This window comes from Marinobacter sp. BSs20148 (assembly GCF_000283275.1).
Taxonomy (GTDB): domain Bacteria; phylum Pseudomonadota; class Gammaproteobacteria; order Pseudomonadales; family Oleiphilaceae; genus Marinobacter; species Marinobacter psychrophilus.
Genome location: NC_018268.1, coordinates 436,121 through 448,740, shown reverse-complemented (window position 1 = coordinate 448,740; position 12,620 = coordinate 436,121). Strand labels below are relative to the sequence as shown.

Annotated in this window: 12 protein-coding genes and 1 pseudogene; 2 read left to right on the top strand and 11 right to left on the bottom strand. The window is 54.8% G+C overall.

The window, feature by feature from the left end:
- Window positions 1–4: 4 nt before the first annotated feature.
- The 4 genes and pseudogenes from MRBBS_RS01930 to MRBBS_RS20325 form a co-directional block, all read right to left on the bottom strand.
- Window positions 5–538 carry a DUF5943 domain-containing protein gene (locus tag MRBBS_RS01930; RefSeq protein WP_014869745.1) on the bottom strand — a complete coding sequence of 178 codons (534 nt, stop codon included), beginning with the start codon at window positions 536–538 and terminating at the stop codon, window positions 5–7.
- Between the two features lie 70 nt (window positions 539–608).
- Window positions 609–1,691: a dipeptidase gene (locus MRBBS_RS01925; RefSeq protein WP_014869744.1), complete on the bottom strand. Its 1,083-nt coding sequence runs from the start codon at window positions 1,689–1,691 to the stop codon at window positions 609–611.
- A 933-nt stretch (window positions 1,692–2,624) separates the two neighbouring features.
- Window positions 2,625–2,839: pseudogene (locus tag MRBBS_RS20385) on the bottom strand (YgjP-like metallopeptidase domain-containing protein).
- Between the two features lie 6 nt (window positions 2,840–2,845).
- Window positions 2,846–3,058 carry a hypothetical protein gene (locus MRBBS_RS20325; RefSeq protein ID WP_201764339.1) on the bottom strand — a complete coding sequence of 71 codons (213 nt, stop codon included), beginning with the start codon at window positions 3,056–3,058 and terminating at the stop codon, window positions 2,846–2,848.
- A gap of 79 nt (window positions 3,059–3,137) precedes the next feature.
- On the opposite strand from MRBBS_RS20325, the gene MRBBS_RS19840 reads away from it, so the two are divergent.
- Window positions 3,138–3,281 carry a hypothetical protein gene (locus MRBBS_RS19840; protein ID WP_227497565.1) on the top strand — a complete coding sequence of 48 codons (144 nt, stop codon included), beginning with the start codon at window positions 3,138–3,140 and terminating at the stop codon, window positions 3,279–3,281.
- On the top strand, window positions 3,245–3,535 hold the full coding sequence (locus tag MRBBS_RS20380) for a hypothetical protein (RefSeq protein WP_227497616.1): 291 nt from the start codon (window positions 3,245–3,247) through the stop codon (window positions 3,533–3,535). Before MRBBS_RS19840 ends, MRBBS_RS20380 begins: the two co-directional genes overlap by 37 nt.
- Before the next feature lie 94 nt (window positions 3,536–3,629).
- Here the strand turns inward: MRBBS_RS20380 and MRBBS_RS01910 are convergent, their stop codons facing one another.
- The 7 genes from MRBBS_RS01910 to MRBBS_RS01880 all read right to left on the bottom strand — a co-directional run bounded on the left by MRBBS_RS01910 (window position 3,630) and on the right by MRBBS_RS01880 (window position 12,605).
- Complete coding sequence (locus MRBBS_RS01910) at window positions 3,630–4,205, bottom strand: TIGR00730 family Rossman fold protein (protein ID WP_014869738.1); 576 nt, start codon at window positions 4,203–4,205, stop codon at window positions 3,630–3,632.
- Between the two features lie 282 nt (window positions 4,206–4,487).
- The gene (locus MRBBS_RS01905; protein ID WP_014869736.1) at window positions 4,488–5,813 is read right to left on the bottom strand and encodes a TRAP transporter large permease; all 1,326 of its coding nucleotides are present in this window, start codon (window positions 5,811–5,813) and stop codon (window positions 4,488–4,490) included.
- Window positions 5,810–6,331, bottom strand: coding sequence for a TRAP transporter small permease subunit (locus MRBBS_RS01900; RefSeq protein WP_014869735.1), 522 nt, complete (start codon window positions 6,329–6,331; stop codon window positions 5,810–5,812). The genes MRBBS_RS01905 and MRBBS_RS01900 overlap by 4 nt, the downstream gene beginning before the upstream one ends.
- Before the next feature lie 82 nt (window positions 6,332–6,413).
- Window positions 6,414–7,463, bottom strand: coding sequence for a C4-dicarboxylate ABC transporter substrate-binding protein (locus MRBBS_RS01895; protein WP_041635439.1), 1,050 nt, complete (start codon window positions 7,461–7,463; stop codon window positions 6,414–6,416).
- An 803-nt stretch (window positions 7,464–8,266) separates the two neighbouring features.
- Window positions 8,267–10,036, bottom strand: coding sequence for an ABC transporter ATP-binding protein (locus tag MRBBS_RS01890; RefSeq protein WP_014869733.1), 1,770 nt, complete (start codon window positions 10,034–10,036; stop codon window positions 8,267–8,269).
- Window positions 10,037–10,047: 11 nt separating this feature from the next.
- Window positions 10,048–10,995 (bottom strand): acetamidase/formamidase family protein, encoded by a 948-nt coding sequence (locus MRBBS_RS01885; RefSeq protein ID WP_014869732.1) that lies wholly within the window; start codon window positions 10,993–10,995, stop codon window positions 10,048–10,050.
- The gene (locus tag MRBBS_RS01880) at window positions 10,995–12,605 is read right to left on the bottom strand and encodes an ABC transporter substrate-binding protein (protein ID WP_041635438.1); all 1,611 of its coding nucleotides are present in this window, start codon (window positions 12,603–12,605) and stop codon (window positions 10,995–10,997) included. The genes MRBBS_RS01885 and MRBBS_RS01880 overlap by 1 nt, the downstream gene beginning before the upstream one ends.
- Window positions 12,606–12,620 lie beyond the last annotated feature (15 nt).

The following is a 12,620-nucleotide window of genomic DNA, read 5'->3' as shown; positions in this document are numbered from 1 at the left end:
ATCCTTAACTCAGGGGCTGAACGATGAATATGCCGTGATCGCAGGCAGGCTCCGCCGCGCTCTGGACCTGTTCAGCGCAGGTCCGCAGCGAATGCCCTCGCGCTTGCTGAATCTGGTCCATGGCGCCGGCAAACCAGCCGGTGAACATATAGTCGACCTTGCGGTCGACTTTTCCGTAGACGTACACAAAGGCACTGTGGTCCAGGCGGACGCGTGCGACCCCCTGCTCAAGATCAAACATCTCTATGGTGAACAGGCCCCAGCCACGCTGCGAAAGGCGCAGCATGTAATGCTCAAACACGGCTGCGCCTTGCAGGCCGTGCAATTCAGCCTCCTTTTCACACCAGTGCCATGCCGATGTGTATCCAGCGTGGTAGAGAATTTCGGCATAACGCACAGCGCCTATTTCCTGCTCGATTGCCATGTGATTATTGACAAAGAAATGGCGCGGAACGTAAAGCATAGGCAACGCGTCGGTTGTCCAGACGCCGGTTTCCTTATCAACCTCGATAGGCAGTTTTGGTGCCATTGTCGTCATGGTCACTTCCCTCGCATCATTTTCCACCACCGGTAATTTTCAGGATCGTTACCGACGCCATAACAGGACGTTAGCCCTGAAAAGCTAACTCGGCATCACTCGCCGCGACGACCTGTTCGGACACTAATCCAGCGCCAGACTCCTGCGTTTGACTGTGTTCCGTGCCCCAGACGTCGCCAAGAACCCGCAGCCAGTTTTCGCCCATGATCTTGCGAACCTGAGGTTCGGAAAATCCGTTTTTGAGCAGCGCCTCAGTGAGGTTGGGAAACTCCCCCACGGTGCGTATGCCCAGCGGGTTCACGATCTTGCCGAATTCGGTCAGGGACCGGGCATAGCCTTTATCGTGGGTGAGCATGTCGAAGAATTCGGGGCCATGGCCCTGGGTGAAATCGGTGCCGATACCAATGGCGTCTTCGCCGACGATGTTCATGATGTAGCCAATCGCTTCGCAGTAATCGTCAACGGTGGAATCGATGCCCTTCTTCAGGAAGGGCGCGAACATGGTCACGCCGACGAAACCGCCACGGTCGGCAATGAACTTGAGCTGCTCGTCGGTCTTGTTGCGCGGATGCTGTTTCAGGCCGGCCGGCAGACAATGGGAATAACAAACAGGTTTTTTCGACTCGAGGATGACTTCTTCAGACGTGACCGCCCCGACGTGAGACAGATCGCACATTATGCCCACCCGGTTCATCTCGGCAATCACCTCGCAGCCAAATCCGGACAAGCCACCATCGCGCTCGTAACAACCGGTACCGATCAGGTTCTGGGTGTTGTAGCACATCTGCACGATACCCACCCCGAGGCGCTTGAATATCTCGACGTAGCCGAGCTGGTCCTCGAAGGCGTGTGCGTTCTGGAAGCCGAGGATGATGCCGGTCCTGCCTTCGCGCTTGGCCTGCCGAATATCCTCGGTGGTATGAACCTGGCGTACCAGGTCAGCGCTGTCGCGCATGAGCTGATTCACCATGACGATGTTGTCAATCGTCCCCTGAAAATCCTCCCACACTGATACCGTGCAGTTGGCGGCGGTCAGCCCACCCTTACGCATATCCTCAAAGAGCGCACGGCTCCATTTCGCGATGATCAAACCATCGATAATGATGGCATTGCTGTGCAAATCGGCAGTGGAGTGCAGGTTGATGAGGGACATTGTCGGCTCCAGACATTAGACGTTACAGCCGCAGCATAGCGTCCTCCCTATCTGCCAAATTGACTGATTGCGACCGAAAGAATCCCAAAAACGTCATGCGCGAATCAGCGCCCACCTGAACCGGCGGGATTACAGCAGCTCTTCATAGTTTGCCATGTTGCTTGCAGCAGACATGGCATTAGCCTGATGTTCTGGCGCGTGGCTAAGCCTGTTGGGCATCATACCGAGTGGTGGGACGACTGACGCCACAGGCCGCTGCAATCCGGCAGTTACTCAGCCCTCGCTCCCATTTCAGGCGAAGAACTTCTTTGATCTTGCGCATGGATAAACTCTCCGCAGGCATTTGGTCTTCTCCGGATGAAAAGACTCAGAGTACCGTTAAGTTATCCCGCGCCGGACGGTTTCAATGGGGTGAGTCAGGCAACCTGCCGGGGTGGCAGCTTTCGCGTGGAACGGGTGGCAGGCTTCGCCTGGAATCAGTGGCCAGGACCCTCGGCGGAAATGCGACACTTGAGACCAGACAATTTTTAGAGTCGCTTAGCCCTGCATTTCGGCAAATTCATCGAGAAGTAGCGATTTAGGCAGAACTCAAATTGGGCAAAGTTCGACACCAGAAACCGGACAATCGTGTGCCCACAAGTGGCGTAAAACATGTAAATATCAGTTTTAAAGGGGTTTTAATATTTTTAGCACAGAGGTCACAAGCTATTGAAAAACAAATTTTTATGCCGACTAACATCTCATCTCACCGTGTAAAGTTACCGCCCTCCGAAGGCAGTGGTCACAGGTTCGAATCCTGTCGGGCGCACCATGTTTCCCAAGTCTTACGTGAAAGCGTAGGGCCTTTTTATTGGCAGTGCCCATTATTTAAAATCAATAAATCCAGCTATTGTGAGCCAACGGCATCTTATTCAAAAGATTTCTGCGCTCTCGCTAATCAGGCTGGTGCGTATCTATGAACGCCTTAAAACGCTCGTTGTGCCTGCGCTCACGCAGATGAACCAGTTCATGCACCAGTTTGCATTCAAGGCACACAGGGGCTTTTTGGCAAGCTCTAGGTTCAGCCAGATACGCTTTACGTCTGTGCTGCAGCTGCCCCACTTGGTTTTCATTTTTTTCACGCCCCAGCTATTGGCTGTAACGCCAATTTCTTCCTACCAGGGCTGCAAAAGCTCGTCGATGCGTGATTTCAGAGCGGCACGATAGAACGGCGACAGCAGCAAGTCTCTGTTTTCGGTAGAAGTGCAAGCATTTACATAGAAATACATTTTACCCGGCGCTACTTTAACCTCGTGGCGCCCTGCCCGTTCCACTGCGTTTAATCCGTGGCGCCGGCCCCACGGATAATGGCTTTCGCCGTTCAACATCTCGCAGTCAGACTGTCTGGGTTGCTTGGCAAAATCGCTTTGCTGCTTTTAAACCCAGGGAATACGGCTGATAACCGCCATGCAAATTGTCGTATCGGTCATCTTTTCAAGTGCTGATACCCGCACCCGGCCATCGGACGGCAGCATCCCCTGGCTGGCAAACCCGGACTCAGATTTAGTGAATATCTGGATTACCCACTGGTGCTGCCCGGCCCAGAGCTAGGCGTGCGAGAGTTGCTGGATACGGTGCTATTGCGATGCTGTAATAACGTGCAGGTCATGGCAGAAACCGACTCCTTCGAGCTGATGCGTGGACTGCTTGCGGACGCTCAGAGTATCGGTTTTCAGGTAAAAATCGGTGCTGCCTCGGACGAAGATCATAATAACTTAGTGTCCACGCCAATTAGTCGGCCTGACCTACCCTTCGCTGCTCTGTTCTCAGTTGCGAGGCAGAACCTTATCCGTGGCAGCGGCTAAATTTGCGGATTAGGTAAGCGTCGCGTTTAACGCCACCGCACTCATCGGCTAGTGAAATGACACTGGCGCGACAAAGCCCGTCAAGCCCGCTCCATTAAAGCCACTTGGGAACGGTAACTGGCTGGAAATTACGCAGGCCATTCAGCAACTGCTGGGGATCGGACTCCAGCACCATGGACTGACGATGAGACGGTGGAAGGAAGGCCTCTTTGATCATCTGGTCGATAAAGGCCATGAAAGGCTCGAAGAAACAGTTAATATTAAGCAGGCCCACAGGTTTGTTCAGTTCGCCTAACTGGTTAAGCGTCCAGGCTTCCATGAATTCCTCCATGGTTCCAATACCACCGGGCAGTGCGATGAAGGCATCCGAAAGCTCTGCCATGCGCTCCTTGCGCGTTCGCATGGTCGGTACAATCTCGCTGTTCGTCAGGTTAGGATGTATATGCCCCTTGGCCTGCAAGCGTTCCGTTATGACCCCATGGGCGCGGCCGCCCCGGCTAAGCACTGCATCAGCCAGAACCCCCATGAGGCCCTTTTGCGTGCCCCCGTAAACCAGTGTGACGCCGTTTTCCACCAAAGTCGCGCCAAGCGCCTCAGCCTGTTCGGCATAGACAGAACTGGCCCCCATGTTGGAGCCACAGAAAACGGCAATGCTGCGAATATTTCGCATGTGTAAGGAGCTCCTTTCAGTGTCGGCTCTAAGATTTAAGGCGACGGGTTATGGGCAAGATCCTGATCATGTCTGGCCTTGGCCGACATCAACTTCGTTCTATACCCTAACCGATCGACTTTTTTTGAATAGGCGGTATCCACGGCCAAGTGCAACAACCGATTAATAAACGTCTGATGGCGCTTCATAATCACGAAGCGGTCAGATTTCTGTGTCTAGTCCTGAAATAGGTTTACACCTATCCCAGGACTAGACACCTGGCTGACGACTTATATGCCTGGCTTATTTCCAGGATGGGCCACTCATGGCGTCCGGAAGCCACATGGCCAGTGATGGAAAGGCCAGCACCAGCCCCAGAACGAATAACTGGGCAACGATGAAGGGCACCACCCCTGCATACATGTGCTTCAGCGTTACCTCGGGTGGAGTGATGGCTCGCAAGTAGAAGATCGCAGGCGCCAGGGGAGGCGTCAGATAGCTGGTCTGCAGCACCACCAGAAAGGCCACACAGAACCAGATTTCATCAAATCCCAGTATACGCACAATGGGCATGGCGATCGGGATGACGATCAGCACCACCGATATCAGATCGAGGACGAAGCCGGCAATAAAAGTAATTAAGAGGATCAACGCCAAAATCATCCATGGATCGAGGCCTGTACCGATCAACAGCGACTGCATCGTAGCCATACCTCCAGCCGCGAAGAACACCCCGGCAAACATGCTGCCGCCCATCACGATGAGCAGGATCATGGCCGAAATGTTCATGGTCCTGACAGCCGCATGCCAAAGCACTTTGAACGTCAGGTTACGATATGCCAGTGCCAACACCACCGCTCCGAGTGCACCACAAGCGGCTGCCTCGGTAGGAGTAGCCACGCCCATCAGGATGGTACCGAGCACAACGAAGATCAGTGCCAAAGTAGGCAGCAGTGCAAACAGGCTGATGCGTAACCTCTCGCCCAGCGACACCTGATCAGTTTCTTCAATGCGCGGCGCCATCTCCGGCTTCAGGTAAGACACTCCAATTATATAGAGCAGGAACAGTGTTGCCATCAAGAAGCCCGGGATCAGCAAACCACTGAACAGCGAGCCGACCGAGACTCCGGCCACCGGGCCGAGGACAACCACGGTGATGGAGGGTGGGATGGCAGTGCCCAGCGAGCCACTGGCACAGATGGTGCCGGAAATCAGTCGCTTGTCGTAACGATGCTTCAACATCACCGGCACCGCCAGCATGCCAATCACCGCTTCGGTCGCCCCAACCACACCGCTCGAGGCTGCAAAAAGGGTACCCATGATAATGGCCCCGACGCCCAGCCCGCCGGGCAGTCTGGTGGTCCATAGGTGAATGGCTCCGAACAGACGCTCGGCAATTCCGGAGCGCTCCAGCACGGCCCCCATAAAGATGAACAGCGGCACCGCCGCCAAGATCGAGTTCGAGGCGGTATCTTCGATCTTGGTCAGCAACTGGTAGGCAGCGGCATCGCCAAATTGCGTGATACCGAAAATCGTCGCCACCACGATCATCGAGAAAGCGATGGGGAAACCGGCGATGATGAAAACCATCAGTGCTGGAAACATCAGCAGAGACAGAAAATCGCTCATCCCTTTCCCCCTCCTTCTCCGCCCGACGATCGGCCCAGAATGATAGCCAAAGATTTAAGAACCTCCGCCACCACCTGCAGGATCAACAGCAGGAAGCCTACAAACCAGACAGTGAAAACAGGCCATATGACAGGGTTCCAGGCCGACCGGCCGGATCGTTCGTTGGACTCGAAGGCAGCCAAAGCATACTTAGACAGTTCCCAAACCAGCCACCCCAACACCGGCAGGAGGAGCGCGTAACCCGCCAGCCGAATAAACGCGTTACTGCGATCACCCAGTTGCAGGCTGAGAATGTCCACGGTGACGTGCTGGCCAACACGCAGCGCATCGGCCATGCCCAGCATAAAAATGGCCCCCATTACCATGTAGCTGATCTCGAAGGCCCACATGGTCGGGCGCCCAAGCACATAGCGACTGAATACCTCATAGACCAAGGCACCGATCAGCGGAAAGATCAGCACTGCGCCGCACCAGCCGGCCCGGCGGGTCACAGATTCAATCAGGTTGATAACTCTCATGTCACGAATTCCCCAGAGCCGCCTCTAACAGAAGAAAAGAGGCCGAGTGGCCTCTTTTCAATGATCCCTGAAAGGGCATGAATCAGTTATTCGCACTACCGATGGGCAGGCGATATTCGGGCCAACGGCTCATTGTTTCCTCAAAGCTACGCTGAGACTTGAGCACACGGGCGAACCACTCGTTCTCCGCGGCATATTTGTTCTCCCACTTTTCCGTTTCTTCATAAATAGCATCAATAAAGGACTGGTCCAGCTGTACCATTTCGTTGGGCCCGTCGATCAACTCCTGATAGGCATCTAGGTCGGCGAAAGAGCTTGCCAGCCAGGAGTCAAAGACGCTCAGCTTGCCGGCCAGACGAAGCAGTTCCTGCTGCTCTTTGCTCAGACCGTCCCAGGCTTTTTGATTGACCTGACACTCCAGAAATCCTCCAGACTGGTGCACGCCGGGGAGGATCACGTACTGAGCCACTTCCTGAAAACCGGTGGGTCGATTCATCTCAGGGCTGCCCCACTCGGCGGCATCGATCACGCCTCGCTCCAAAGCGCTGTAGATTTCTCCACCAGCCATCACCACGGTAGAGGCGCCAAGGCTAGAGGCGATCTCAGCCCAAGCTCCGGAAGTGCGCAGGCGCAAACCTTGAAAGTCCTCCAGGGTCTCGACCTTCTTGTTGGAGTGCAAAAATATCTCGGTGCCCAAGGTGGAGCAAGGGAAAGCCACTACGTCGAACACCTCTAGACGAAACTCCTCATAGAGCTTCGCGCCGCCGCCCTCGTACATCCACAGCATAAACTCCTCCGGAGTCAGGCCGCTAGAGTGGCCAGCCAGAAGTGCTGCGGTGGGATCAGTGCCGTAGTCATAATTTATATAGTTGTGGCTAACTTCAGCCACGCCGGACTTCACAGTGTTGGTAACACGCAGCGCCCCACCAAGTGTTCCGCCCGGAAACACCTCAATCTCGATATCCCCGCCAGTCAACTGATTGACGTAATCAGCGAAGGTCTTGGCATCACGCTCCAACCACGGGCCACCACTCCAAGGAGTGGCCATACGCCAGCTTTCGGCGGCTTCAGCCGCCACCGAACCTACCATCAAACTGGTAGCAAGACCCATAGACATCGCAATTCGAGTCATCTTGTGCACTGTTTCATCTCCTCATGGTTCGTTTTGGTGCAAGCATCACTCATTAGGGTTTCAGGTAGAAAGTTTACCTTTGAGCCTTCCATACAAGGCGTCTTGCCGGAGTACGCGCAGACTTGAGCCGAAACTGGATAATTAAAAAGCTCGATGCTTACACTTGGTATTTGCAAAAATAAGGCCAACATTCTGGAGGTGACTACGGCAGTGATGTCTTCAAAGGCGATGAGGCGACCTGATCAAACGTTCGATAGCCATTTACAAATGCATCGAAATAAACAGGCAAAACCTCTTTGTCTTTGAGAAGCTCTTACCACATTTTATGAGTGTATTTTTACCTTCACCCCAAAGAGCACCAAGAGCCAGAACCAACTCATCTTCTGTCATTTCTTTGAACGAGTGCTCAACACATTTAACCGCCACCAGCCTGCGTCTGAGTTGGTTGGACTAAACCGCTTATAGATGTAGCAAAAGCGGCACGGGATCTGTTCAAACGAATTCAACGTTGAATAGAGCTGGGCGGTCGCCAGCGTAAACATTCTTTAGTTACCCACTTCACTCCTTCGGTCCCAAGTCAAACTTTTCTTCAACTCGTTGGGTGGCTGGCCAACCCCGCGAAAAAGTGCCGAAACAACACTTGATATATCTTTACCCGCAACGTGAACTAGCATCGTAAATCTAGACTGCCGTTCTGCAAGCGTTGCTGCACTTGTTCTATGAATCCAGGACTTGAGCATTCCTGTTCAGATTCTTCGCGGGTTTTCCTGATTCATATTTTCTTGCTCGATCTTTAATCAGAATTAAACCGCAACCGCCACGAAATGCCCTTCCTCGGGCTGGTCGTAACGTATCGGTTGCAGTACCGCGCCCCGGGGTTTGATGAGATCCACTGTTTCGGTGTCTTTGGACATGACGGCGGGGACGAGTTTGCTATCCAGTGCCGGTATGGGGACCGCTGCGAGCAGGCGTTTGGTATAGGCATGGCATGGGTTGTTCAACACTTGCTCACGGCTGCCGATTTCCAGTATGCGCCCGGCGAACATGACGGCAACGCGATGGCATAATCGCTCCACGACCGCCATATCGTGAGAAATAAATAGGTAACTGAGTTCGTATTCTTGCTGTAGCTGTTCCAATAAATCCAACACTTGAGCCTGCACCGATACATCGAGGGCCGATACCGGCTCGTCCGCAACGATGATGCGGGGGTTCAGCGCCAAAGCTCGGGCGATGCAGATGCGCTGGCGCTGACCACCGGAAAACTGGTGAGGGTAGCGGGTCATGGTATCGGCCTCGGGAAGCCCTACCTGAGCGAGAAGTTCTTTGACTTTGGCATGACGTTCCGCGGGCGTGCCGCGGCCATGGATAAGCAGAGGCTCTGCAACCAGTTCGGCAATGTTTTTGCGGGGGTTGAGCGCGGCGTAAGGGTCCTGAAAGACCATCTGGATGTCCTGACGCTGCTTTTTCAGTGCGGCGCCCTTGAGGCCTTGAATGTCAGTGCCCAGAATGCGTATTTCACCTTCGAAATCCACCATATTCATCAACGCACGTCCGGTGGTGGATTTACCGCAACCGCTTTCACCGACGATGCCCAGGGTTTCTCCCTGGTGCAGGGTGAAACTGATATCTTCAACGGCTATCAGCTCTCGAGCAGGGGCAAATAGCCCCTGACGGCGCATGGGGTAGCGTACCCGCAGATTGCGCACTTCCAACACTGGCTCGCCAAAAACCGGGTGCGGTCGTGCCGGCGCTGTCCCTAGGCGCGGCACTGCCGCCAGCAGCTTGCGCGTGTAGGCAGCGTCCGGATTGGTAAAGATTTTGCGGATATCCGCTGTTTCCTCCACCACGCCCTGATTCATTACCACCACTTTGTCCGCCATTTCTGCGACGACACCCATGTCATGGGTGATCAACAGAACAGCGGTCCCAAACTCACTCTGAAGTTCGCGTACCAGGTCCAGAATCTGGGCCTGAATGGTTACATCCAGAGCGGTGGTAGGCTCGTCGGCGATCAGCACCTGAGGTTTACACAGCATCGCCATGGCGATCATGACTCGTTGGCGCAACCCGCCTGAGAGTTCGTGCGGATACTGTTTTACCCGATCGTTGGCCCGGGGGATCTTTACCGCATCAAGCATGTTCCGGATATGCTGCTGAGCCCCACCGCCAGCGGCGAGCCGGTGGCGGCGTACTGTTTCCAGCATCTGATCGCCAATCCGCATGGTTGGATTGAGGGAGGTCATGGGCTCCTGAAAGATCATGCCAATCTCTTTGCCGCGCAGGTTCTGCAGATGCCGCTCAGACTGACTGAGGAGATCTTTATCATTGAACAGGATGACGCCTTCTGGCACTCGCGCCATTTTCGGCAGCAGCCCCATAATCGCCAGTGCCGACAGAGATTTGCCACTGCCGGATTCACCGGCAATGCAGAGGGTCTCCGATCGGCTCAGTGTGAAACTGAGATTGTCCACTACGCGTTTACAGTCCGGACCCTGACCAAACTCAATGGAGAGTTTCTCAACCGAGATTAGCGGGCGCGCTGTTCCTGTCACTTCTTTTGTTGCACTCATGGGGGTCTCTATCACTCAAACACGAGTCGAGGAACGTAAAACGCCACCACCCAGTTGGGCATGTCGACAATTTCGCTGATGCGCAGATCGCCGCAGACCGAACACAGCATATAAGCCTGTTCAGGGGGCATGTGATGCTCCCGGGTAATCCAGTCGATAGCGCCACTGACCGCGTCCCGCGCAGCCTGCATGAGGTCCGGACCGATCCCGGTGAAGGCCTCGTAGCCGGAACCATCCAGATGGCGTGTCACCGGTCCTGCCGTCGTAAAGCGGGGCATGGCCAATGGCGTGTCCTTGATCAGGTCAAGCTTCACGGTTACATCCATCGCGCTTTCAATCGCGGTGCCACAGACTTCACCGTCCCCCTGGGCGGCATGGGTGTCGCCAATGGACAGCAGGGCCCCTGCCACCTCGACTGGCAGGTATAGGCTAGAACCCGCATTAAGGTCGCGGATGTCCAGATTGCCGCCCACCCGCCGCGGGGGTACCACCGAGTGCAGGCCGGGCTCAGCCAGAGCCAAGCCGATGGTGCCAGCAAAGGGTTTCAGCGGAACCTTGGCGAATTTACCGAAGGCGGCTGGCGTCATGTTGTTACGATCGTAGTGCCAGAGCATCAACGCCGGGTTCTGAAACTGATCCGTCAGCAATCCGAAACCGGGAATGTTTGCGGTCCAGCCAAAGCCGCTCGGGCGAAAGCTGTCGATCGTCACCTTGAGTATGTCACCAGGCTCGGCGCCCTCCACATAGATCGGTCCGGTAACCGGATTGATCTTGTCAAAGGGCATTGACGACACGGCCGCTACGGTTGAATCCGTTGTGAAATGGCCATTGCCGGAGTCTTTGCACTCCAACTCCACCATGCTGCCCGGTGCTACCCGGGCCACAGGGGCGAAGCTGTTATCCCAGCCATGGTGGTGATGGCCACCATGGATAGTCTTAACGAGCGTCTGTTGGCACATTACTTCACCCAGATGTAGTCGTAGTTGACAGGAACATGGACCGGGTCCACATACAATGACTCGTCACCCGCCATACGCTCAGAGCGCACAGTGAAACGCTGCTCGTTGAAGATCGGTACCCAGGGTGCGTCAGCCATGGCGTCGGTGAAAATCTTGCCCCAAAGTGCCGCGCGCTCTTCTTGCTGATCTTCAGCAACCATGGCGTCAGCCTTGTCACCCATCGCATCCAGTTCTTCGTTGCAGTACCAGGCCCAGTTCCAGCCACCAGGCACAGCGCCCTCACAGCCAAGGATCGGACCCCAGAAATTAGCCGGGTCAGGGAAGTCAGCAATCCATGCCATGCCACCAGACCAGACCATAGGCGCCTGGTCTTGGGCGCCGCCCGCCGCAATCACATTGGCCTGAGCCAGGGAGCGAATCTCGGCCTTAATACCAATGTTGAGTAGGTCCTGTTGCATGGCTTGAGCAATACGCGGCTGAGGGTCTGTGTTCATCACGAACAGCTCAGTTTCAAAACCATCTCCGTAGCCGGCTTCTGTCAGCAGGGCCTTGGCCTGCTCCGGATCGAAGGGATAGCCCTCATAGTTCTTATCGTAGCCAGGCATCGCCGGTGGCAAGGGCTGGTTTGCAGGGGTAGCCCGACCGTTGATGATGCGTACAATACGGTCTTTGTTTATGGCCATATTAATGGCCTGACGAACTTTCAGGTTGTCCAGCGGGGGTATGGTGACATTGAGGGTCAGGTAGCCGGTGTGAAGTTGATCCCCGACGACCATCAGGCTTTCAAACTGGGGCTCATTCTTGAACTGCAGAAATTTCGCCGGCGGAATCCCGTCTCCAGCGATGTCAACGTCACCCCGCTCCAGACGCTGCAAAGCCACCATAGGCTCCTGGCCCACTTCAAACGTGATGGAGTCGATGTAAGGAACGCCAGGTTTGAAATAGTCCGGATTCTTTGAAAATACCAGGTGCCGACCAAGGGTCCAGTCGGTGAGTTCGTATGCACCGGTACCTACGGGATTCTTACCAAAGTCTTTACCATATTCCTCCACTGCTTCACGGGGCACGATGGAGGCAAAATTAAGCCCCATCACGTGTAGAAAAGTGGCGTTGGGCGCCGTCAATTCGATGGCAACGGTGTAATCGTCAATCACGGTGACACCTTCCAATTCATCGGTGTCGCCGGCCGAAACAGCGTCGTAGCCAAGAATGGGTGAGAAAAAGCCTGCTCCAGGGCTCTGAGTTTCAGGATTGGCAGTGCGTTCTAGGGAATATTTGACGTCGCTTGCCTTCATCTCCCGTCCGTTATGAAACTCGACGCCCTCTCGAAGTTTGAACGTGTAGGTCTTGCCGTCATCGGACAGCTCGTAACTTTGTGCTAGGTCAAGCACCAGTTCAGTGGTGCCGGGGTTGTAGTCCATCAAACCGTCGAACAGGCTTTTGATCATCGACCAGTTCTGCCAGTCGTAGCCAATGGCTGGGTCCAGAGTAGCGACGTCGTTTTGATAGGTGACGATAATGTCACCCCCCGGTTTGGGCTCAGCTGCCAGCGCATTGGCTGGGGTGAGCAATGAGGCGATGGCAGTTGCCAGCAGGCTTCGGATTAACATCGTTTTCATCGGTTG